Source organism: Variovorax sp. 05L425, assembly GCF_056397705.1.
The window spans coordinates 1-22,417 of the sequence record NZ_JBFTNY010000042.1 but is presented as its reverse complement, the minus strand read 5'-3'; the positions used below and the strand labels follow the sequence as shown (position 1 = coordinate 22,417).

Genomic DNA, 22,417 nt, shown 5'->3' with positions numbered 1-22,417 from the left:
CGCATTCAGTGAAAGCGTGGAATGCGCGCGTTGACGGATGGGTGGTAGTCCCAGCCGCGCTCCTGCAGCGCATCGGTGGCCAGGCCACTTGCCAGCAAGGCTTGCAGGCCCGCCGCGGCCACCATGCAGGCCAGGGACTGGCCAGGGCAGGCATGCGCACCATGTCCGAACCCCAGCGTTTGCCGGCTGGCTCGCATCAATTCGAAAGTCGCCGGCGCGGGATTGAGGGCAGGGTCCCGATTCGCCGCGCCGAGCACCAGCAGCACCGCATCGCCGGGTGCGAGTTCGGTGCCCGCGACGACGGTGTGTTGCGCGACGAAGCGGCGCGTGTTCTGGACCGAAGGATCATGGCGCGCGACTTCTTCCACCAGCGCTGGAAGCAATGTCCAGTGCGAGGCCAGTTTGCGGCGCAGGTCCGGCTCGCGCGCCAGTGCCGCGAGGCTGTTGCCCAGCAAGCCCGCCGTGGCCTCGCAGGTTTGCGACAACAGGCCGACGAGATTGGCGCGGAGCACCTTCGCGCATCGGTCCGGCGCCTCGGCTTGCACAGCCGCGAGCAGGCTGCCATTGCGCGCCGGACGGGCGGCGACGTGTTGTTCGAATCGCGCCATCAGCGCAGCGGCCGCCCCGCTGGCGGCGTCGAGCTGAGGCTGCGTCGACAGCGGCGAAAGGCAGGCGACGAAATCGCGCATCCACCGCGACAACTGCGGCAGCGCCTCGTCCGCGAATCCCAGGAGATGCGCAACGGCGCTGACAGGAAACCCGAAGCAGAAGTCGCGCAGCGGTTCATCCGCCATCCTTTCGGCGAGCCGCAATGCATCGGCGTGCGCCGTTGCGAGATCGAGCCCCGCCAGCGCGCGCTGGAGCACCGGCTTGTGGGCCATGTGTCGTTCACCGTCGTTCATGCGAACGAGCTGGCCGAACACTTCGCCCGCAGGCGTGCCGGCGATGGCATTCGGCACGGGCTCGGCGAGTGGGCGCACGCGCATGGCATCGTTCGCCAACAGTTCGCGGACGACGTCGGCACGGCTGGCGATCCACAGTCGCAGACGCTCGTCGCGGACCAGTGCAGGGCCGCTGCGTAGCGCGGCGTACCAGGGATAGGGGTTGGCATGCGTGACGGCGGCGATGGCGTCGGTGGGCGGAGCGAGATATGTCATGCGGCGAGTCTGATGCTTTTCAATCGATCACACTTCGCTTACCATCGAAATATGGATGCAACCGCCGACTCCCATCTGGCCCGGCTCGCAGGCGCCATCGCCGAGCCGGCTCGTTCGCGCATGCTGTGCTGCCTGATGGACGGCCACGCGCGCACCGCGACCGAACTGGCCGCCGTGGCCGAGGTCGCGGCATCGACCGCCAGCGCGCACCTGGCGCGCCTGAAGGAACAGAGGCTCGTCGAATCGGTCGCGCAGGGCAAGCACCGGTATTTCCGGCTTGCGGGCAGCGAGGTCGCCGCGGCGCTCGAAAGCCTGCTCGTCGTGGCGGGTGTCACGCGCAGTTCCTTCACGCCGACGACACCCAGTCCGCTGCGCTCGGCGCGCACCTGCTACGACCACATGGCCGGAGCCGTCGGGGTGGCGCTGCACGACCAGTTGCATGGCCAAGGCTGGCTCAAGGTTTCTTCCGACAGCGCCGGCCGGTCGTACGACCTGACGCAGAAGGGCATCGCGGCGCTCGAATCCCTCGGCGTGGATGTCGGTGCGGCGCGCGCCAAGCGCCGACGCTTTGCCTGCGCCTGCCTGGATTGGAGCGAGCGCCGGCCGCATCTCGGCGGCGCATTGGGCGCCTCCTTGCTTCAGCTCTCATTGCAGCGCGGCTGGGTGCGCCAGGACCTCGACAGCCGCGCACTGGCGGTCACGCCGCGCGCACGTCGGGAAGCGCCCACCTTGTTTGGCGAAGCGGCCGAGACCTCCGCCGCCTACTGAAACGCGACTTCCGCAAAGCTGCGCAGCTTGCGGCTGTGCAGCCGGCTCGACCCTTCCTGGCGCAGGATGTCGATCGCCGCCATGCCGATGCGCAGGTGCTGTTCCACCCGCTCGCGGTAGAACTGGTTCGCCATGCCCGGCAGCTTGATCTCGCCGTGCAGCGGCTTGTCGCTCACGCAGAGCAGGGTGCCGTAGGGCACGCGGAAGCGGAAGCCGTTGGCGGCGATGGTTGCGCTTTCCATGTCGAGCGCCACGGCGCGACTCTGGCTGAAGCGGCGCTGGGGTTGGTTGCCGGGCAGCAACTCCCAGTTGCGGTTGTCGGTGCTGGCGACGGTGCCGGTGCGCATGATCTTCTTGAGGTCGGTGCCCTGAGTTCCAGTCACCTCCGCCACGGCCTTTTCAAGCGCGAGCTGGATTTCCGACAGCGCCGGGATCGGCACCCACAACGGAAGCTCCTCGTCGAGCACATGGTCCTCGCGCACATAGGCATGCGCCAGCACGTAGTCGCCGAGCTGCTGCCCCTGGCGCAGGCCGGCGCAGTGGCCGAGCATCACCCAGGCGTGCGGTCGCAGCACCGCGACATGGTCGGTGATGGTCTTGGCGTTGGCGGGTCCGACGCCGATGTTGACCATGGTGATGCCCGTGCAGTCCTCGCGCACCAGGTGGTAGGCCGGCATCTGCGGCAGGCGCGGCGGTGACGTACCTTGTGTGCCGTCGAGCAGCTCACCGTACAGCTCGCTCGACCCGGCAGCCAGCCCGCGACGGCGCGTGACGACATTGCCCGGCTCGATGAAGGCGATGTATTCGCTGTTCTCATCGGTCATCGCCTCGTGGCCGAGCCGCACGAATTCGTCGATGTAGAACTGGTAGTTCGTGAACAGGACGAAGTTCTGGAACCACTCCGGCGCCGTGCCGCTGTAGTGCCGCAGCCGATGCAGCGAGTAATCGACCCGCGCCGCCGTGAAGAGCGACAGCGGCTGCGCCTCGCCCGGCTTGGCCTCGAAAGTGCCGTTCGCGATGCCGTCATCCATCGCACCCAGATCCGGCAGGTCGAAGACATCGCGCATCAGCGCACGGCGCTCGGCGCTCATCGTGCCTTCGATGTGATCGTTCTCCGCGAACGAAAAATGGATGGGGATCGGCTGCGTGCTGGTCCCGATCTCGAGCTCGACCTGATGGTTCTCCAGCAGCAGCCTGAACTGCTCGCGGTAATAGCGCAGAAAGAGATCCGGCCGCGTCAGCGTCGTCTCATAGCGTCCCGGCCCCGACACGAACCCGTAGCTCAACCCCGCATTGGCAACCGGCGTGCGCCGCGAGACCGTGTGCGTGTGAACCCGCACGAACGGATAGCAGGCCCGAACCCTCCCCGGCAGGCTTTCCCCCGCGACAAACCGCTGCATCGCGTCGCGAAGGTGCTGCAACCCCCCGTTGTAAATGAGCCGAACCTGCTCCAGGGCGACATCAGGATCGGTAAACCGGGCGGGCGCAACAAATGCAGGCATGTAAGGCATGAAGCATTGTGGCCCACCAACAAGTCGGCCGCCGCAACCCGGCCCCCTTCGCGAAACACCGCGGAACCGGCTTCGCCGGGCCGCTGGTGTTGCCCCCGGCAGGGGGTGGGCGGCTACACGAAGTGAGCCAACCTGGGGGCGAGCAACATGCCCACCGCGGAACCGGCTCCGCCGGGCCGCCGGTGTTGCCCCCGGTAGGGGGTGGGCGGCTACACGAAGTGAGCCAACCTGGGGGCGAGCCAAATTCAAGGCATGGGCTCGCGCATGGTCACGAACTCTTCGGCCACCGTGGGGTGGATGCCGATCGTGCTGTCGAACAGCGCCTTCGTCGCGCCGGCCCGCATCGCCACCGCAAAGCCCTGCACGATCTCACCCGCATCGGGGCCGACCATGTGCAGTCCGACCACCTTGTCGCTTGCGTGATCGACGACCAGCTTCATGAAGGTGCGCTCCTTGCTCTCCGAGAGCGTGTGGCGCAGCGCGCGGAACTCGCTGGAGAAGATCGTGACCTTGCCGAACTTCATGCGCGCCTCGGCCTCGGTGTAACCGCAGGTGCCGACGTTCGGGTGCGTGAACACTGCGGTCGGCGTGTATTCGTAGTCCAGTTGGCGCTTGCCCTTGCCGAAGAGCGTGTCCACCACCACCATCGCTTCGGCCAGCGCCACGGGCGTGAGCTGCTGGCGGGTCGACACGTCGCCGACGGCGAAAATCGAAGGCACCGAGCTGCGATAGTGCGCGTCGACGATCACGCCGCCTTGCTCGTCGAGCGCCACGCCCGCGGCTTCGAGATCCATGCCTTCCGTATTGGGCACCCGGCCGGTGGCGAAAAGAATGGCGTCCGCCTCCACACGCTGGCCGCGGGTGAGCAAGGCGCACAGGCCGCTCTCCAGTCGCGTGACCATGGTGATTTCGTTGTTGAAGCGAATGTCGATGCCCGTGCGGATCATCTCCTTGGTCAGGAACTGGCGAAGATCCTCGTCGAACCCGTTGAGCAGGTGCGCACTGCGCTGCACCTGCGTGACCTTCGCGCCCAGGCCGTTGAAGATCGAGGCGAACTCGCAGGCGATGTAGCCGCCGCCGACAACCAGAAGTCGCTTGGGAAAGGGATCGAGATCGAACATCGCGTCGGACACGATGACGTGTTCCTTGCCCGACACATCCGGCACGAAGGGCATGCCGCCGGTGGCGACCAGCACATGCTGGGCGGTGAACCGCCGGTCGCCGACCTGCACGGTGTGCGCATCCACGAACTGCGCCCAACCCTGGATGAGCGTGACGCCCGCTCCTTCGAGCAGGCTGCGGTAGACGCCGTTGAGTCGCGTGATCTCGCGGGCACGGTTGGCCTTGAGGCGAGCCCAGTCGAATCGCGTTTGGCCGACATGCCAGCCGAAGCCGGCCGCTTCCTCGAACGCCTCTGCATAGCCAGCCGCGTAGCTGTAGAGCTTCTTGGGGATGCAGCCGACATTGACGCAGGTGCCGCCGAGCTCGGCGCATTCGGCCAAGCCGACACGCGCCCCGCGCTGTGCCGCCATTCGGGCGGCGCGAACGCCGCCGCTGCCGCCACCGATCACGAAGAGGTCGAAGTCGAATGTGCGCATGGGAACTCCTTGGCGCCGACTGTAGCCGGCGCAAGGAGATGCCGCTCTGCGCAGACGGCTAGGGTCGGTCGACCAGGCCCTGCTGTTGATCCGGACGGCCTTGGCCACGCGGGCGCGCTTCCTGCGCCTGGCGCACCGCCTGCTGTTGCTGGGCGTGAAGCAGCTGCTGCGCTTGCTGCTGCTGGGCCCGCATGGCCTGTTGTTGCTGCATTTGCATCGCTTGTGCCTGCGCCGCGCGCTGCTGGGCTTCCATTTGCTGTCGCTGCATCTGCTGGAGTTGCTGCGCCTGTTGCGCTTGCATGGCCTGTGCTGCAGCACGCTGCTGAATCTCCTGCTGCTGCCGCTGGGCCTGCTGGAGTTGTTGGGCCTGTTGAGCCTGCATGGCTTGGGCGGCGGCGCGCTGTTGCACCTCTTGCTGCTGCCGCTGGGCTTGCTGGAGTTGCTGCGCCTGTTGAGCTTGCATGGCCTGCGCGGCGGCGCGTTGCTGAACCTCCTGCTGCTGCCGCTGGGCCTGTTGGAGTTGCTGCGCCTGTTGAGCCTGCACGGCCTGCGCGGCAGCGCGTTGCTGAACCTCCTGCTGCTGCCGCTGCACCTGCTGGAGTTGTTGCGCTTGCTGAGCCTGCACGGCTTGTCCGGCGGCGCGTTGCTGCATTTCCTGTTGCTGCCGTTGCATCTGTTGCACCTGCAGCGCCTGCTGAAACTGCTGTTGTTGCCGTGGCGGCAACGCGCCGGGCGGCGGGGCGGCGGAGCGGCTGAACGCCGCCGGCGACGGACCGCCGCGCAGCGGGATCGGTGCGCCCATCCCGACGGGAACGCTCACCAGGCGGTCTGCCGGCACACGCACGACGTCTCGCCGCCCGATCGGTCCACGGCCGAAATTGTCGGCCGGCACGACCGTGACCGCGCCCGGCGTCAGCCGGTTGGCGAACTCGGCATTGCGCGCAGCGACCCGTCGGTCGAACGCGGCGCGATTGGCTTCGTCGACATAGCGCTGACTGGCACGGTAGCCCGGGCGCCAGGCCTCGCCCGGCGCCAAGGGGAACCAGCCCACACCGTGGCGGCCACCGCCCAGCGCGAGGTTGGCATTGACGCCGGCAGCCGTTCCACCCACGAAGGCCACGAGGGCGGGTGAATACACCGGCCGTGCGTGCGGCCGTCCCGGAACCCAGCACCAGCGGGGACCGACTCGGGCCCACCGGCCGTAGTGGGTCGGCGCGAAACCCCATGGCGCGGCGTCGATCCAGGTCCATCCCCAGGGTGCAACGTTGACCCATTGGCCGCTCTGATAAGGCGCCCAGTCGGTATCGACATCGCGCGGATACCAGACGGCGCCGTAGTTTGGATCGTTCTGCCAGTCGCCATAGGCGTCGAGTTGCTGATAGCCGACGGTGTCGCGGGACACATAGCGTGCGGAGACGGATTGATCGTCGATGCGATCGCGCTCGGCCACCCAGCGGTCGAAGTCGGTGCCGGCGCGGACCGGCATGCCGTTCGCGACTTCGAGATTCCGGCCGGTGACCGTCAGTTGCTGGTGCGCGCCCAGCGGCGTGGATTCGCCGTTCTCGCCGAAAAGCGTGACGTTGCCTGCCGCGACGGAGACCTGTGTCGTGCCCGCGACCGGGTCGACGTTGATGCGGAAGTCGCCCGGCGTATCGACGACCATGGCCATGTTCGCGGTGTCGACCTCGAAGCGTCCGCCGGCGAGATCATCGCGCACGCGAACCTGGAGGCTCCCCTGCGTGGCCGTGATGCGGGCCGTGTTGTCGTCCACCTCGGACATCGTGAGGCTGGTCTGTTCGTCGAGCCGGACGGCGGTCGACCCCACGTAGACCTCCGCGCGCGCACTGCGGTCGGCCCACAGGCGGTCGCCCGTGGTGAGCGGGCGATTGGGTACCGCCTGGTACCAGTTGTCTTCCCCGGCAGGCGAGAAGCTCACCGTGCCTTGCTGGAAGTTGAGACGGCCTACGCGGGCCGGCGGGTCTTGCTGCGCTGCCGCAAGCACGCTTGTCAGGAGCAGCGCGAGTCCCAGCAGCCAGCCAGTCGCGCGGCGTGGAAGCGGGGTGGTGCGTTGGTTCATGGAAAGGTCCTCTGTCACTGACCATTCAACGCACGATGCGGGCTTGGCGCTGGCATCTGCATTGAAAATCAAGGCAAATATCTCGCGCTCGAGGAAACCAGGTGTAAGCCCGGCGCCTTGATCGGCGTGGGGCTTTGCGGTGTGAATGCAGCGTTCAGGCTGCGTTCACTGCGCTGTCTCTGACTGGGGGTGGGCGAGGAAGAAGCGCAGCATTTCGGCGCTCGCGTCAGGGCCGGTCGGGTCGGTGAAGGAACCTAGAGGGCTGCCGCCAGCCCAGGCGTGCCCGGCGCCGTGCAGCAGCCAGTGTTCGACAGTCGCGCGGCCTTGCGCATAGATGCGGCGGGTGTAGCTGCGGCCGCTTGCCGCCTGGCCACTCGATTCATGCGCGTGCGGCACAGCACCGCCCTGTCCGGTGAGCGCCGCGGCGACCAACTGCTCTCCGTTGCGGGCGTTCACCGTGGCGTCGGCGTCGCCGTGAAAGACGATGGTCGGCATTGCCGGCCGGCCGGTCGCGACGGCGGCATGACCGCGCTGCATCACGGCCAGTGCGGACATCAGGTCGTTCGCGGCACCGGCGGGAATCCCCGAATGAACGCCGACCGCGGCGAAGAGATCGGGGTGCGTCCGCCCGAGGATGTCGGCCATGGCGCCGCCCGCCGACAGGCCCGCCACATAGACGCGCGCCGGATCGACGGCCTGCTCCGACATCACGGACCGCGTGAGCGCCGCGAGAAGCGCAGGTTCGCCGCGATCTCGCTGCTGGTGCTGGGGCTTGAACCAGTTCCAGCATTTCGACGAATTGGCGTGCTGCGTCTGCGCCGGATAAAGCACCAGGAAGCCGTGCTCCTGCGCCAGCCGATTCATCTGCGTGCCGGCGGCGAAGTCTTCCGGGTGCTGGGTGCAGCCGTGCAGCATCAGCACCAGCGGACGCGCCGTGCCGGTGCCTTTCGCGGGAACGAAAAGCTTGTAGGCGATGGTGCGGTGCTGGTGGGCGTACAGCCCGTCGGTCCATTGATCTTCGTCAAGATCCGGTGCGATTTCGGGCCCAGGTGGCGCCTCGCGAGCGACAGGCGGCGCTTCGACGAATCGCGCCTCGACGTCGATGACCAGCTTGTCATCGTTGGCGGCATCGACGAGGGGTGGTTCCGCCTCGGCAGGGCGCGTGCCGGCGGGCTCCGGTGCAGGGGCGCCTCTCAGCGCGCGCTGGATGGCGCGTGTCGCCTCCTGGAGATTGCCACCGCGCGTGAGACGGGTGGCCTGGTTCATCAGCCGTTGGAAAAGTGGATTCATGGGAGCACCTCAGCGAAGCCGGTCGGCCAATGCGGCCTTGACGGCCGGGGGCGCGTGCAGGGCGCCGAGGACGGTGATCGATCCGATGGTTTCCCGCGCGAGTTCGGGGGTCACATCGGCCGAGATGCTCGCAAGCCCGAGCACCCTGATCTCGAGTTTTTCGCCGGCACGGCGAACGGCCTCCAGATCGGCGGCGCCGAACTGTTGCAGGCCGAGCACCAGCATCTTGCGCGCGACCACCTGCTTGAGCGCGTCGCCGTGCGCGGAAAGCTGATTGCGGATTGCCGTGCGGATGAAATCGGTGCGGTTCGAATAGAAGCCCTCCGCGACCATCAGATCGATGTGTCCGAGGTCGACGTAGCCGAGGTTGATGGTGATCTTCTCGGCGTCCGGCACTTTGGCGCGCGGGACGGCGGGAACGCGTTGATTTTGCATTCTGCCATCCTACCACCATCCATATGGATGGTTGATGGATGTTTTTTTAATAAGAATGCTGGCAACGTTCGATTGAACGCGGCCGGCGCCTGCGCTTTGTGAAGTGATGAAGAATGTGCGTCCTGAAAGACGCATTGACTCAAGGACACCTACGCAATGACCAAGCCGGAATCGAACTCGCCAACCTCGGCCGCCGTACCCTCTGGGCGCTCTGGCGTCTCGCCGGCCACCGGCTATGCCGGCGACGTGACCCCCGAACAGGCCGCCCAATGGATGGCCGACGGCTCGGCCGTGCTCGTCGATGTGCGCACCGACGCCGAGCGCGAATGGGTCGGCTATGTGCCCGGCGCCATCGGCATCGCCTGGAAGCAGTGGCCGGGCATGGCCATGAACAACGCCTACGACGACGCCTTGCGCGCCGCCGTACCGCCGGGAAAGAAAGCAGTGATGCTGTGCCGCAGCGGCGTGCGCTCCATCTCCGCCGCCAAGCGCGCCACTGAACTGGGCATCGAGGCCTACAACATCCTCGAGGGCTTCGAAGGCGACGCCGATGCAGAAGGCCACCGCGGCCGCAAAGGCGGCTGGCGCCTCCGCGGCCTCCCCTGGAAACAAAACTAAGCTGGGGGCGAGCTAGAGTTTCGGGATGCGCAGCTTCTGCCCGGGATAAATCTTGTCCGGATTGCTCAGCATCGGCTTGTTGGCCTCGAAGATCGCGTTGTACTTGTTGGCGTCGCCGTAGTACTTCTTGGAGATGGCCGAGAGTGTGTCGCCCCGAACCACATCGTGGTACTGGGCCGGATCGGCGGCCGGAGCCACCAGGTTGTTGTCGACTTGCGTCACGTTGGCCACGTTGCCGGCGGCCAGGGACGCTTTTTCGCTGGCCTCCTGAGACGGCGCATTGCCGGAGAGCGTCACCACGCCGCTCGCGGCGGCATAGGTCACCTCGAGCCCGGTCAGCCCGAGGTTCTGCGTCTCGATGTATGTCTTGATCGCATTGGCAGCCACCTTTTCGGCGTCAGGTTCCGCAGCCTGCGCGGTCGACCCGCCGAACAGCTTTTCTCCCGCTTCCTTGATGAAACTGAGCAATCCCATGGTTTTCTCCTTGCGCCTGGTTGATGGAAAGGCGGAATTTAAGGGCGGAAGATGACCGTGCGGCGTAGTCCGTCGCCCCATGTGCAAGCGGCAGTAAGCGCAAAGTCGTAAATAATGCCGCGCATGGCATTCCTCGCGATCGACATTGGCAATACCCGCCTCAAGTGGTCCCTCTACGATGCCGCGCGGCCCGGTGCCACGCTGGTCGCGCACGGTGCCGAATTCCTCGACCACATCGAGCGCCTCGCCGAAGGGCCATGGGCAGACCTGGCACCGCCGACGTCGATGCTCGGTTGCGTGGTGGCGGGCGATGCAGTCCGGCGACGTGCCGAGGAGCAACTGGTGGAGCGCTTCGACTGCTCGCCGCGTTGGGTAGTGTCGAGCGTGGCGGAGGCCGGCATCGTGAACGGCTACGACCATCCGACGCGCCTGGGTGCCGACCGCTGGGTCGCGATGATCGGTGCGCGCCACCGTATGCTGACGCAGGGCCCCGCGCGTCCGATGGTGGTGGTGATGATCGGCACCGCCGTCACCGTCGAGGCGGTGGATACGAACGGCAGGTTTCTCGGCGGCCTGATTCTTCCCGGGCACGGGATCATGCTGCGAGCGCTCGAATCGGGTACGGCCGGCCTTCATGTGCCGACCGGCGAAGTCCGGGAGTTCCCGACCAACACCAGCGACGCGCTGACCAGCGGCGGCACCTATGCCATCGCCGGTGCGGTGGAGCGCATGGTGCAGCATGTGCGGGCGCACTGCGGCGCGGAGCCGGCCTGCTACATGACCGGCGGCGCGGGATGGAAGATGGCGCCGAGCATGAACGGCGACTTCGACCTCGTCGACAGCCTCATCATGGACGGCCTGCTCGTGATCGCCGAGGAACGGATGCTTCCCGAATGAACAAGCCCACCCCCAGCATCGCCCACTTCGTGTGGCTCAGCACCCCCTCAAGGGGACGCACCCCTGCGGCCCGGCCAAGCCGGTTCCGCGGGTGCCTGCGAACAGGCCGGCTGCGCGGCCACGGATGAAGCCCAGGATGTTCAGGCGTTTGTGGTCAATCCATCGACGGCCTGGAACATCGCTTGTCGCGCCTGGCTGATGATCTGGCCGCGCCAGGCGTCCGAGTCCGTGTAGAACGCGTCGAGCATGGCCGAATGGATCGAGTCCGCCAGTTCGGCGGGCGCTTCCGGATGGCTGTGCAGCCAATGGTCTCCGCGCAGTGCGGCCATCACCTCCAGCAGGGGCTGCGTGCCGTATTCGAGGGCCATGCCGGTGTATTCGGCCTTCGGGCACTCCTCGTAGATGGCGCTCCAGTTGAGCCCGGTCAGGAAGGCGGACGCCGACGAGCCGTCATAGATCGAGGTCACCGGGGCCGCAGGCGTGCCCCACCAGGCGTTGGCGCGGTCGTAGGCCTTCCTGTCGTCTCGGCAGGCGAAGATGCGTTCGCCGATGCCGTTGGGCCCGAGGCCCGTGTGCAGATCGATCCATGCCAGGCGGCGCGCGCGCTGGCCGTGCGTGCGCAGCACGTCTCGGAAGGTCTTGTTGCTCCAGGTCGGTGCGTTGCCGCCGAAGAAGAGGCCATCCTCGAACTGGTACTGGCCGCGGGTCACTGCGGCCTGAAAGGCGCTGGCGCCGTTCTGCTCGATCCAGGCTGCAATCGCTGCGCTGTTCTCTTCGGTCGGCGGCCACGTCTCGGGCAGCAGCAGCGGGTGCAGGCTCGCATAAGGCTCATTCACCGGCAGCGGTTGCTCGAAATCGAAGAAGTTGCGATTGAGGTCGACGTTCTCCTGCGTCACGCGCCGGCCGTACGAAAAGCCGTGCGGGTTGAGCGCATGGACGTACAGCACCGCCACCCCCTGCGCGCGGGCTTTTTCGCGCCACTCGTCGTCGTACAGCGCAAAGACCTGCACGCCGCTGCCGCAATGGCCTTCAACGCCGTGGCATGCGCTGGACACAAGCAGCATGCGTTCTGCATCCGGATTGCCGTCGAGGGCCACGTCCATCGCGAGTTCTTCGCCGTCGCGGCCCTTCAGGGGATGCACATGCGACCGCACAGCCAGCCCCGCGCTCGCGCAGGCTTGAAGGAACTTCTGCCGCGCCAGGAAATAGCGGGGCGCGAATGCTTCGCCGATGGCGATCATGCGGCGGCCTCCGCCGTGGCCTTCGGCGTGCTGAGAAACTGCTCCGCCAATTGCACCCAGCAGGTCGCGCCCAAGGGGATCAGGTTGTCGTTGAAGTCGTAGCTCGCGTTGTGCAGCGTGCACGGACCTGCGCCGTGGTGCATGTCGCGGTGCGTCCCGTCGCCATTGCCGATGAAGGCGTAGGCGCCCGGCTTGGCCTGCAGCATGAAGGAGAAGTCTTCGGCTGTCATGGCGGGCTCCTGCACGAGCACGTTGTCCGCGCCGACGATGCCGCCCATCACGCGGCGCGCGAAGTCGGCTTCGGCCGGCGTGTTGATCGTCGGCGGATAGGTGCGGATGAACTCGAAATCGCAACCTGCACCGTGCGCCGCGCAGATGTTCTCGGCGATCTGCTTCATGCGCGACTCGATCAAATCGAGCACTTCCAGCCTGAAGGTGCGCACCGTGCCGCGCAGTTCGGCATCGTTCGGGGTCACCGTGGGGGCCTCGCCCGCGTGGAACATCGTCACCGAGATGACGCCGGCATCGACGGGCTTCATGTTGCGCGTCAGGATGGTCTGGAAGGCCTGGACCATTTCGCAGGCGATCGGCACCGGGTCGATGCTGGTGTGCGGCAGTGCAGCATGGCCGCCTTTGCCGCGCACGACGATGTGGAACTGGTTGCTCGACGCCATCACCGGCCCGGGGCTCACCGCGAACTGGCCGGCCTTCATGCCCGGCCAGTTGTGCATGCCGAAGACGGCTTCCATCGGAAATTGCTCGAACAGGCCTTCCTTGATCATTTCCCGCGCGCCGCCGCCGCCTTCTTCCGCCGGCTGGAAGATCAGGTACACGGTGCCGTCGAAGTTGCGGTGCTTCGCCAGATGCTGCGCCGCCGCAAGCAGCATCGCCGTATGGCCGTCGTGGCCGCAGGCGTGCATCTTGCCGTGGTACTTGCTCGCGTGCTCGAAGGTGTTGAGCTCGGTGACCGGCAGTGCATCCATGTCAGCGCGCAGGCCGACGGCGCGGCTGCTGGTTCCGTTCTTCACGATGCCCACGACCCCGGTGGTGCCGAGCCCGCGGTGAATGGGAATGCCCCATTCGGTGAGCTTCGCCGCCACCACGTCGGCGGTGCGGACTTCCTGGTAGCAGAGTTCGGGATGGGCGTGCAGGTCACGTCGGACCGCGGCGATACCGGCCGCCTGGGTGACGAGGGAATCGATGAGTTTCATGGGCAGAGTCTAGGCTTTGCCGCAGATGCCCGCAAAGCCCGTGCCTGCCCGGATCAGCGCGCCCACCCCGGACTTCCGGGACAATGGATTGCATGTCACATGTGCTTTCCACTCGAAGCCTCGAACTCGCGCAGACGCTCGTGCGCATGAACACCGTGAGCGCCAACAGCAACCTCGAACTGATCGACTTCGTGCGCGATCACCTTGCCGGTCTCGGGGTGCGCAGCCGGCTCACGTACAACGCCGACAAGACGAAGGCGAACCTCTTCGCCACGCTGGGCGCCGGCAAGCAGGCGGGCGTGATCCTCTCCGGCCACACCGACACCGTGCCGTGGGACGGGCAGGACTGGACCGTCGATCCGCTCTCCGCCATCGTGCAGGACTGGCCGCAGGACGACGCGGACTCGGACACGGCGATCGTCGAGCCGCGACTCTACGGTCGGGGCTCGGCCGACATGAAGAGCTTCATCGCGGTGGCGCTGGCCAATGCCGAGCGCTTCATCGAGAGCGAATCGCCCTTCGCGGTGCACTTCGCCTTCAGCTATGACGAGGAGGTCGGTTGCTTCGGTGTGAGGGAACTCATCGCCGACATGAAGGACCAGGGCATCAAGCCGCTGGCCTGCATCATCGGCGAGCCGACGCTGATGGTGCCGGCCATCGCGCACAAGGGCGTCTATCGCTACAAGTGCTGCGTGCGCGGCAAGGAGGCGCATTCTTCGCTCACCCCCCAGTCGGTCAATGCGATCGAGATGGCGGCCCGCGTCGTCGGCAAGCTCCGCGACATGGCCGAGGGCTTCGAGCGCGACGAGCGGCGCTACGACGGTTTCGACGTGCCCTACAGCACGGCCAGCGTGGGCCAGTTCCATGGCGGCATCGCCGACAACGTGGTGCCGCGCGATGCGGAGTTTCGTTACGAATTCCGCAACCTGCCCACGAGCGACGTGGCGCAGATGCAGAAGGAAATCACCGCCTTCGCGAGCCGGACGGAATCCGCGATGAAGAAGGTCGCGCCCGAAGCCGGCTTCCGCTTCGAGACCATCTGCGAAATCCCGAGCTTCCTGAGTTCGGCCAGCGAGCCCGTGACGCGACTGGCGCAACGACTCGCCAATGAACAACGCACCACGCTGGTCGCGTTCGGCACTGAAGCCGGCATCTTCAAGAGCGCGGGCATTCCGACCGTGGTATGCGGCCCCGGGAGCATCACGCAGGCGCACCAGCCCGATGAGTACGTCACGCTGGAGCAACTCGCGCGCTGCGAAGACTTCTTGCGCGGACTCGCCGCGACGAAGGAGATCCGCTGAAAAGGATCGCGCTGGGTCTGCTGTGCGCTGCCGCGCTGCTGTATGTGGCGGCGACGGCGCTTGAATCACGGCATGCGGCCTGGAGCTACGTCGCCGCATTCGCCGAAGCCGCGATGGTCGGGGCGATCGCCGACTGGTTTGCCGTGGTTGCGCTGTTCCGGCATCCGCTGGGCTTGCCCATTCCGCACACCGCGATCATTCCGGCGAACAAGGACCGCATCGGCGCCAAGCTCGCCGGCTTCATCTGCAACAACTTCCTGAGCACGCCGCAGGTGCTGGCCAAGTTGGCGCAGTTCGATCCGGCGGCGCGGCTGGCGGACTGGCTGTCGCGGCCCGACCGCGCCGAGAAACTCGCCGAGCACCTGATTGCAGCGGTCCGCTATGGGCTGAGCGCCTTGGACGACGCGCGGGTGCGCGACTTCCTTGGCCGGATGGCTTCTGCGGGCCTGAACCAGGTGGATATCTCGCGCCTGGCGGGGCAGGCGCTCGACGCGCTCACCGCGGACGGCCGACATCAGGCGCTGCTGGACGACGTGCTGGTGCAGGTGGCGCGCGTGGTCGAGGGCGACGAAGTGCAGGAGCGCATCACCGAAGCCATCGCCCGCGAAATCAAGGCGCTGCGCTACGTGGGGCTCGATCAGGTGGCTGCCAAGCTGGCCACCCGCAAGATCGTAGACGCTGTCGCGCGCACCATCGCCGACATGGCGGCCGAGCCGGAGCATCCGCTGCGGTTGCGCTTCGATGTGTTCATGGCCGGCTTCATCGAGCGCCTCAAGTCAGACCCGGCGTTTCAGCAGCGCGGCGAGGCCATCCGCGCAGAGTTGCTGGCACATCCGGCGCTGGGCGACTACCTGCATGGCCTGTGGAGCGCACTGCTCGGATGGCTGCACGACGATCTGACGAAGACCGATTCGAGCATCCGCCTGCGCATCGTTGCCATGGCCGGGACCCTGGGTGCGCGGCTTCGGGCCGACGAAGCAATGCGCCGATGGATCAACGAACAGATCGTGGATGCCGCACCGCGTGCGATCGAGCGCTATCGCGAGGACATCCGCCGCTACATCGTCGAACGTGTGGCCGAGTGGAACGCCGACGAGATGACGAACGAACTCGAACGCCACATCGGCCGAGACCTGCAGTTCATTCGCGTGAACGGAACGCTGGTCGGCGGCCTGGTCGGCCTCGCCATCCACGCCGCTACGCAGATATGGAAGCAGTAGACAGCGGCCCGCGCAGCGAGGCCCGTTCGGGAAACACCGCGGAACCGGCTTCGCCGGGCCGCTGGTGTTGCCCCCTTTCAAGGGGGGAGGCGGCTACACGAAGTGAGCAAGCAACGGGGGTTAGGTTCTAATTCTGCCGTCCGCCGTGATCATCGACAGTTCGACGAACTTCGAGGCCACGTGGTTGCGCGACGAGAACGACACCTCGAAGCCTCCGAACTGCTGGCGGTCAATGGTTTCGAGGCCAGCGATCAATCCGTCGCGGGAGACCTTGCCTGGCGCGCGGCGCAGTCCTTCCGTCAGCACTTTCGCCGCCAGGAAGCCCTCCAGGCTCGAGAAATTCGCCTGGGCCTTGCTGTTGCTCTTGCGCACGGCCTCGGTGAACTCGCGCGTGATGCCGTTCGCCGTGTTGTAGGGCGAGGGGACGACCTGGGTGACCACGACGCCTGCGCCGTCCTTGCCGAGTTCGTCCGCCAACGCCTGCGTGCCGACGAAGGAGACGTTGAAGAAGGTGCCGCCGTAGCCCGACTTTCGCGCTTCGCGAATGAACGCGGCGCATGACTTGTAGGCGCTGATCTGGACCACGGCATCAGGCCGGGCTGCCGTGATGGTCTTGACCGCCGCGGCGACGTTGACGGAGTTCCGCTCGACCGTGGCGAGCGCGGCCGGCTTGAGGTCGAGTTGCGACAACGCCAGCGTCACGCCGTCGAGGCCCGCCTTGCCGTAGGCGTCGTTCTGGTAGAAGACCGCGATCTTCTTGAGGCCCAGGTTGGTCAATTGCCTGACGATCAGCGCGGTCTCGTCGTTGTAGGAAGCGCGCAGGTGGAAGACGTTCTTGCGAAACGGCTCCCGCAAGGCCATGGCGCCGGTGAAGGGCGCGATGAACGGAACCTTGGCATCCACAGCCAGCGGCAGCGCCGCAAGGCTGGTGGGCGTGCCGATGTAGCCGAACAGTGCGAAGACGTCGTCGTCGATCAGCTTCTTGGTGTTTTCCGCGCAGCGATCGGGCTCGTAGCCGTCGTCCAGGAACTTGATCTGCACGTTGCGGCTTGCTTGCGCGTTGTACTGGTCGAGGTAGAGCTTTGCGCCCTCGTAGAACTGGATGCCAAGCTGGGCCGCGGGACCCGTGAATGCCGCGGACTGCCCGAGAACGATCGGAATGTCGCCCTGAGCCCTCGCGAATTGGAAACCCGCCAACGCCGCGGCGCCCGTGGCGATCGAAAAGTGCCTGCGATTCAACATCGTGATAACCCCCACGCCCGCTTTGTCAGGCGCACAACTTAGACTCGACCGGTTTGCTGTTCCCGATTGATTCATGACTTCCCAGACCCCAGTGCACCAAGTGCTCGGCGCATGCCCTCATGACTGCCCCGATACGTGCGCGCTCGTCACGACCGTGCAGGACGGCGAGGCCGTCAAGCTGCAGGGCAATCCCGAACATCGGCACACGGCTGGCGTCCTTTGCACCAAGGTCTCTCGGTACATCGAGCGCACCAACCATCCCGAACGTCTCGCCCAGCCGCTGAAGCGCTCCGGCCCCAAGGGCAGTGGCCGTTTCGAGCCGGTGACGTGGGACTTTGCGCTGGACGACATCGCCGGGCGTCTGAATGCAATCAAGAGTAACAATCCGGAAAAGATTGTGCCCTACAGTTACGCAGGAACGATGGGTCTTGTGCAGGGCGAATCGATGGATCGTCGTTTTTTCAACAAGCTTGGCGCATCTCTTCTGGACCGCACGATCTGCTCCACTGCTGGTGGTGAGGCCTTAGGTTTTACTTTGGGCGGCAAGGTCGGCATGCGGGTCGAATTTTTCGCCGAAGCGAAGCTGATCCTCATCTGGGGCAGCAACTCGATCGGGAGCAATCTGCATTTCTGGCGCCATGCGCAAGCCGCCAAGCGCGCCGGTGCGCGGCTGGTGTGCATCGATCCGCGCAAGACGGAGACGGCGGACAAATGCGACGAACACATTGCGCTGCTGCCGGGCACCGATGCCGCACTGGCGTTCGCCCTGATGCACGAGCTGATCGTGAACGACTGGCTCGATCACGACTACATCGAACGCTACACCGTGGGCTGGGCGCAGCTCCGCGAGCGCGCCCTGCAGTGGCCACCGGCGCGCGCGGCCGCTGTTTGCGGCGTGCCCGAGGCGCAGATCGTCGCGCTGGCACGCGCCTACGGCACCACCCGTCCGGCGGCGATCCGTCTCAACTACGGCATGCAGCGCGTTCGCGGCGGCGGCAATGCGGCGCGTGCCGTGGCCTGCCTGCCCGCGCTGGTGGGTGCATGGCGGGAGCGGGCGGGCGGTCTGCTGCTGAGCAGTTCGGGGCTTTTCCCGGTGGACCGCGCGGCGCTGCAGCGGCCCGACCTGCTGGCGGGGCGGCAGCCGCGCACCATCAACATGAGCGCCATCGGCGACGCGCTGCTCGACGATGCGAATCCGATCGAGGCGCTGATCGTCTACAACAGCAACCCGGTGGCCATCGCGCCCGAATCGGGCAAGGTGGTGGCAGGCTTCGCGCGCGAAGACCTCTTCACCGTGGTGCTCGAACAGTTCCAGACCGACACCGCCGACTATGCCGACTACGTGCTGCCAGCGACCACGCAGCTCGAACACTGGGACATCCATTTCAGCTACGGCCACACCGACGTGCTGCTGAATCGCCCGGCCATTGCGCCGCGCGGCGAGGCGCGCAGCAACACCTGGGTGTTTCGCGAACTCGCCCGGCGTATGGGCTTCGACGAGCCCTGTTTCTCAGACGACGACGAAACCCTGTGTCGCGCCGCGTTCGCGTCTGAAGCGGTGGACTTCGACGAGTTGCAGGCGCATGGGTTTGCCACGCTGAAGCTGCCCGATGCGCCTTACGCGGAAGGCAACTTTCCGACGCCGTCGGGCCGCTGCGAATTCTTCAGCCAACGGCTGGCCGCGATGGGCCAGGACGGCCTGCCCGACCACGTGCCCAACTACGAGCCGGCCGGAAGTTCGAGGGAGTTTCCGCTCGCGATGATCTCGCCGCCGGCCCGCAACTTCCTCAACTCCAGCTTCGTCAATGTCCGAAGCCTGCGCGCGATCGAGGGCGAGCCGGTGCTCGAGATCAACGAAGCCGATGCCGTCGCGCGCGGCATCGCCGACGGCGCCATCGTGCGTGTCTTCAACCAGCGGGGCGAGTACCGCTGCCGTGCCGATGTCTCGCGCCGGGCCCGGCCGGGCGTGGTTCATGGTCTCGGCATCTGGTGGCGCAAGCTCGGGCTGGATGGCACCAACGTCAACCAGCTCACCAGCCAGCGCCTGACCGACATCGGGCGTGGCCCGACCTTCTACGACTGCCTGGTCGAGGTGGAGTCCGTTGCGGAAGCTGCGGTCCCGACATGAAACGCGGTCGATGGGCACTCCTGGGCGGTGTCGCGGTTGTCGGCGCGGCCGCTTTGGCCGGGTGCGCCGACGTCGGCTACTACTGGCAATCGGCGAGCGGCCATCTCGACCTGATGCGCGCCGCGCGGCCCGTGCCCGAATGGCTGGAGGACCCCGCCGCATCCGAATCCCTCAAGACCAAGCTCGAACTCACGCAGCGCATTCGCCGCTACGCCGTGACTGAACTCGACCTGCCCGACAACGCGAGCTACAAGTCCTACGCCGACCTTCACCGCAACGCCGCGCTGTGGAACGTCGTTGCCGCACCACCGCATTCGCTCACGCTGAAGACCTGGTGCTTCCCGGTCGCCGGCTGCGTCGGCTATCGCGGCTACTACGACGAGGCCGCCGCCAATGCCGAGGCGGCAACGTTGCGTGCGCAGGGCCTGGAGACTTCGGTCTACCCGGTTCCGGCCTACTCGACGCTCGGCTGGATGAACTGGGCCGGCGGTGATCCGCTGCTCTCGACCTTCATCGGCTATCCCGAAGGCGAACTGGCGCGCATCGTGTTTCACGAGCTGGCGCACCAGGTGTTGTACGTGTCGGGCGACACCACGTTCAACGAATCCTTCGCGACCGCGGTGGAGCGCATCGGCAGCCAGCGGTGGTTGAAGACCCAGGCAAGCGAAGCGGCCCGGAGCGAATACGCGCAGTTCGATGCACGCCGCCAGCAATTCCGCGAATTGACCGCCGAGACGCGCCGCGCGCTGGAAGACATCTATTCATCCAAGGAAGCCGAGGCGCAGGACTGGGCGACGGTCGATGCCAAAAAGCTGGCGGCGATGGAGGATTTCCGGCAGCGCTATGCGGCGCTTCGCGCGACGTGGACCGGCCCTCGGCAGGGCGCCTACGACGCCTGGGTGGCGCGCGCGAACAATGCGGCCTTCGGTGCCCAGGCCGCCTACGACGAACTCGTGCCCGGCTTCGAGGCCTTGTTCGAACGCGAGGGCGAGGATTGGCCGCGCTTCTATGCCGCCGTCAAGAAACTGGCCGAGATGCCCAAGGCGGGACGCGAACAGGCCCTGAAAATCACCCCCGCTTCACCGGACGACCTCATGCAAACTCGGTCCTCTTGCTGCAAGCGCGAACACAACGGAGACCACGGTGCCTGACATCCATATCGAACGCAATCACACACTGGGTCTACCGGCCGCCCGCGAGCTGGCCCGGCAATGGATGCAGCGCGTCGAACAAGACTACGGCCTGGAATTCAGCTACGCCGAGGGCGAGGCGCGCGACGTGGCCCAGTTCGGCCGCACCGGCATCGATGGCAGCGTCGAGGTCAGCGCCGACAACTTCAGGTTGCGCGCGACGCTGGCCTTTCCGTACGGCAACTTCAGCGAGCAGATCGAACAGCGCTTGCTGAAGAACCTCGATGATCTACTGGGCACCGACGCGCAGGACGACGATGCCTACAACGACAGGGATTGGCTGTGAGCCGAGCGGCTCAGCGCAGCGATTCGATCAGGTCGATGTATTGCTGCTTGGCCTCGTCGGCACTCAGTCCCTTGCGGGACGTCCAGGCATCCCACTTGGCGCGCGCGACGATGTCGCTGAAGCTCGGCTTCTTCTCGGCGTTGTCGCCTGTCGTTGCCTGCTTGAAGAGGCCGTAGATCTTGAGCAGTGTCGGATTGTCCGGGCGCTCGGCGAGCAGTTTGGAGTTGGCTTGGGCGGCTTCGAACAGGGCGTTGAGATCGGACATTTCGGCATTCGACAAATAATGAGCCGCGATCTTAAGTGACGGTGCCGCATCAATAGTCCCGAATTCAATCTCGATCCATGAGCATCGACTCGTCTGACGTCGCCACCTCGTTTGCTCCGGTCGCCCGCAGGCCGCGACTCGTGAGCGCCGTCGCACTGCTGTGGGGCTGCGTGGTTTTCATGCCCGTGGGGCTCAACTACCTTGGCGCCGGCTTGTTGATCCTCGCCGTTCTGCTTTCGGGTGGGCTGCGCGAACGCGCTACGCGCCTGCGCACCGATCCGCTGCGCTGGCCCATCCTGGCCTTCGTGGTCTGGACGCTCGTCGTGCTTGCGTTTCGACCGCATCACCCCGAGACGGGCCTGAGCCTCTGGCATGACGGGCGCATTGCGGCCACGTTGGCGATCACGCTGGTCCTGTCGGTCGAGGAGACGGTGTGGGCGCTGCGTGGCTTTCTCATCGCGGCGGCGTTCTCGGTGATCGTGATCGTCCTGGCGCATACGGTGGGCGTGCCCTTGCTGCCGATCTGGCACAACGTCGTCGTGATGAAGGGCAACAAGTCCATCAACGATGCACTGCTTTTCTCGGTCATCGGCGCGTCGGCCGCTGTGTGGGGGTTGGCGCATCTGAACGACACGCGCGACCGTTGGCACTGGGCGGGGCCGGCGTTTGCCGTGACCATCGCGATGGCCGTGATCGTGACAGTGACGTTGCCCTCGCGCACCTCGCTCCTGGGCCTGCTGTTGGCCGTCTTCGCGGCATGCGTGCATCAATGGCGCGGGCGGTTGCGTGTACTGGCCGTGTCACTCTGCGTGGGCGCGGTGGTGGCGGGCTGCCTGGTCTCGCAGGCGCCATCGGTCCAGGAGAAGTTCACGCTGGGCATCCAGGAACTCGAAGCCGCCAAAGGCGGTGCAGTCTCGGAGGGAAGCTGGGTCGTGCGGTATCACATGTACCGCGAGACCACGTGGATGATGCTCGACGCACCGCTGGCGGGCCTGGGGCTCGGCAGCTGGACGCCGGAATGGCATCGGCGCGGCCCCAAGCTGCTGTACGACTACAGCATGCCGCACAACGACTTCCTCTGGATGGGCGCGGAAACAGGCGTTCCGGGCCTGCTCACGCTCGTCGCGATATTCCTGACGGGGCTCGTCATCGCATGGCGGCGCCACGACATCACCGGCAGGCTGGCATTTGTCGCGATGCTGATCCTGCTGGTTGCGACTTGCGTCAATTCAGCGATGCGCGACGCTGCGATCGGGCTGAGCCTGCCCTGGATCGCGTTCCTGTACCTGCACCTTGTTCGCGCGCCCGGAAACCCCTGGGTCAGCGTGGTGCCGGGCCGCTGGGGCGCGTTGCTGCGCGGCTAGGGCCTGTTCACACTACTTCCGGGGTCGCGAAGGTATGCCAGGACGGGCCAATCAAGGCGCGCGACGCCGCATGTGCGTTGGCACATGCAAGGAGCGCAACGCCGAGTGGCCCGTCCTGGCATACCTTCCCTTCGGGTTGCCGTG

20 protein-coding genes are annotated in these 22,417 nt (G+C 66.3%); 9 read left to right on the top strand and 11 right to left on the bottom strand.

From position 1 onward, the window contains the following. Positions 1–5: 5 nt before the first annotated feature. A complete protein-coding gene (locus tag AC1DN9_RS28855) occupies positions 6–1,157 on the bottom strand; it encodes a cytochrome P450 (RefSeq protein WP_478105742.1) in 1,152 nt (383 codons plus the stop codon). Positions 1,158–1,208: 51 nt separating this feature from the next. Between AC1DN9_RS28855 and AC1DN9_RS28850 the strand changes: the two genes are divergently transcribed. After that, entirely contained in the window at positions 1,209–1,925 is a 717-nt protein-coding gene (locus tag AC1DN9_RS28850; protein WP_478105740.1) for an ArsR/SmtB family transcription factor, read from the top strand. On the opposite strand, the gene AC1DN9_RS28845 is transcribed toward AC1DN9_RS28850, so the two are convergent. The 5 genes from AC1DN9_RS28845 to AC1DN9_RS28825 all read right to left on the bottom strand — a co-directional run bounded on the left by AC1DN9_RS28845 (position 1,919) and on the right by AC1DN9_RS28825 (position 8,836). After that, a complete protein-coding gene (locus AC1DN9_RS28845; protein WP_478105738.1) occupies positions 1,919–3,436 on the bottom strand; it encodes an AMP nucleosidase in 1,518 nt (505 codons plus the stop codon). The genes AC1DN9_RS28850 and AC1DN9_RS28845 overlap by 7 nt on opposite strands. A 245-nt stretch (positions 3,437–3,681) precedes the next feature. Then, the gene (gene gorA, locus AC1DN9_RS28840) at positions 3,682–5,034 is read right to left on the bottom strand and encodes a glutathione-disulfide reductase (RefSeq protein ID WP_478105736.1); all 1,353 of its coding nucleotides are present in this window, start codon (positions 5,032–5,034) and stop codon (positions 3,682–3,684) included. A gap of 58 nt (positions 5,035–5,092) precedes the next feature. Beyond that, positions 5,093–7,111, bottom strand: coding sequence for a DUF6600 domain-containing protein (locus AC1DN9_RS28835; protein ID WP_478105734.1), 2,019 nt, complete (start codon positions 7,109–7,111; stop codon positions 5,093–5,095). A gap of 165 nt (positions 7,112–7,276) precedes the next feature. Continuing rightward, on the bottom strand, positions 7,277–8,401 hold the full coding sequence (locus AC1DN9_RS28830) for an extracellular catalytic domain type 1 short-chain-length polyhydroxyalkanoate depolymerase (protein ID WP_478105732.1): 1,125 nt from the start codon (positions 8,399–8,401) through the stop codon (positions 7,277–7,279). A 9-nt stretch (positions 8,402–8,410) separates the two neighbouring features. Then, positions 8,411–8,836 (bottom strand): CopG family transcriptional regulator, encoded by a 426-nt coding sequence (locus AC1DN9_RS28825; protein ID WP_478105730.1) that lies wholly within the window; start codon positions 8,834–8,836, stop codon positions 8,411–8,413. Positions 8,837–8,992: 156 nt separating this feature from the next. Between AC1DN9_RS28825 and AC1DN9_RS28820 the strand changes: the two genes are divergently transcribed. Further along, positions 8,993–9,454 (top strand): rhodanese-like domain-containing protein, encoded by a 462-nt coding sequence (locus AC1DN9_RS28820; protein ID WP_478105728.1) that lies wholly within the window; start codon positions 8,993–8,995, stop codon positions 9,452–9,454. 12 nt (positions 9,455–9,466) lie between these two features. Here AC1DN9_RS28820 and lysM read toward each other — a convergent pair whose 3' ends face one another. Continuing rightward, positions 9,467–9,928 carry a peptidoglycan-binding protein LysM gene (lysM, locus tag AC1DN9_RS28815; RefSeq protein ID WP_478105726.1) on the bottom strand — a complete coding sequence of 154 codons (462 nt, stop codon included), beginning with the start codon at positions 9,926–9,928 and terminating at the stop codon, positions 9,467–9,469. A 123-nt stretch (positions 9,929–10,051) separates the two neighbouring features. On the opposite strand from lysM, the gene AC1DN9_RS28810 reads away from it, so the two are divergent. Next, on the top strand, positions 10,052–10,825 hold the full coding sequence (locus tag AC1DN9_RS28810) for a type III pantothenate kinase (RefSeq protein ID WP_478105724.1): 774 nt from the start codon (positions 10,052–10,054) through the stop codon (positions 10,823–10,825). Between the two features lie 140 nt (positions 10,826–10,965). Here AC1DN9_RS28810 and AC1DN9_RS28805 read toward each other — a convergent pair whose 3' ends face one another. Both AC1DN9_RS28805 and AC1DN9_RS28800 read right to left on the bottom strand, forming a co-directional pair. Further along, positions 10,966–12,066, bottom strand: a complete 1,101-nt coding sequence (locus AC1DN9_RS28805) for a M14 family metallopeptidase (protein ID WP_478105722.1) — start codon at positions 12,064–12,066, stop codon at positions 10,966–10,968. After that, the gene (locus tag AC1DN9_RS28800; RefSeq protein ID WP_478105720.1) at positions 12,063–13,277 is read right to left on the bottom strand and encodes a M20 aminoacylase family protein; all 1,215 of its coding nucleotides are present in this window, start codon (positions 13,275–13,277) and stop codon (positions 12,063–12,065) included. Before AC1DN9_RS28800 ends, AC1DN9_RS28805 begins: the two co-directional genes overlap by 4 nt. A gap of 92 nt (positions 13,278–13,369) precedes the next feature. On the opposite strand from AC1DN9_RS28800, the gene argE reads away from it, so the two are divergent. Together argE and AC1DN9_RS28790 are read left to right on the top strand one after the other, a co-directional pair. Continuing rightward, positions 13,370–14,578: an acetylornithine deacetylase gene (gene argE / locus AC1DN9_RS28795; protein ID WP_478105718.1), complete on the top strand. Its 1,209-nt coding sequence runs from the start codon at positions 13,370–13,372 to the stop codon at positions 14,576–14,578. 44 nt (positions 14,579–14,622) lie between these two features. Beyond that, the gene (locus AC1DN9_RS28790; protein ID WP_478105716.1) at positions 14,623–15,798 is read left to right on the top strand and encodes a DUF445 domain-containing protein; all 1,176 of its coding nucleotides are present in this window, start codon (positions 14,623–14,625) and stop codon (positions 15,796–15,798) included. Between the two features lie 120 nt (positions 15,799–15,918). On the opposite strand, the gene AC1DN9_RS28785 is transcribed toward AC1DN9_RS28790, so the two are convergent. Further along, a complete protein-coding gene (locus AC1DN9_RS28785) occupies positions 15,919–17,040 on the bottom strand; it encodes an ABC transporter substrate-binding protein (protein WP_478105714.1) in 1,122 nt (373 codons plus the stop codon). A gap of 73 nt (positions 17,041–17,113) precedes the next feature. On the opposite strand from AC1DN9_RS28785, the gene AC1DN9_RS28780 reads away from it, so the two are divergent. Genes AC1DN9_RS28780 through AC1DN9_RS28770 form a run of 3 tightly spaced genes read left to right on the top strand, consistent with a single transcriptional unit; the run spans position 17,114 to position 20,644 of the window. Beyond that, positions 17,114–19,168, top strand: coding sequence for a molybdopterin-containing oxidoreductase family protein (locus AC1DN9_RS28780; RefSeq protein WP_478105712.1), 2,055 nt, complete (start codon positions 17,114–17,116; stop codon positions 19,166–19,168). Then, positions 19,165–20,319 (top strand): aminopeptidase, encoded by a 1,155-nt coding sequence (locus AC1DN9_RS28775; RefSeq protein WP_478105710.1) that lies wholly within the window; start codon positions 19,165–19,167, stop codon positions 20,317–20,319. Before AC1DN9_RS28780 ends, AC1DN9_RS28775 begins: the two co-directional genes overlap by 4 nt. Further along, a complete protein-coding gene (locus AC1DN9_RS28770) occupies positions 20,312–20,644 on the top strand; it encodes a polyhydroxyalkanoic acid system family protein (RefSeq protein ID WP_478105708.1) in 333 nt (110 codons plus the stop codon). The genes AC1DN9_RS28775 and AC1DN9_RS28770 overlap by 8 nt, the downstream gene beginning before the upstream one ends. A gap of 10 nt (positions 20,645–20,654) precedes the next feature. Here the strand turns inward: AC1DN9_RS28770 and AC1DN9_RS28765 are convergent, their stop codons facing one another. Further along, positions 20,655–20,909, bottom strand: coding sequence for an acyl-CoA-binding protein (locus AC1DN9_RS28765; RefSeq protein ID WP_478105706.1), 255 nt, complete (start codon positions 20,907–20,909; stop codon positions 20,655–20,657). A gap of 77 nt (positions 20,910–20,986) precedes the next feature. Between AC1DN9_RS28765 and AC1DN9_RS28760 the strand changes: the two genes are divergently transcribed. Beyond that, positions 20,987–22,273 (top strand): O-antigen ligase family protein, encoded by a 1,287-nt coding sequence (locus tag AC1DN9_RS28760; protein ID WP_478105704.1) that lies wholly within the window; start codon positions 20,987–20,989, stop codon positions 22,271–22,273. Positions 22,274–22,417: the final 144 nt, after the last annotated feature.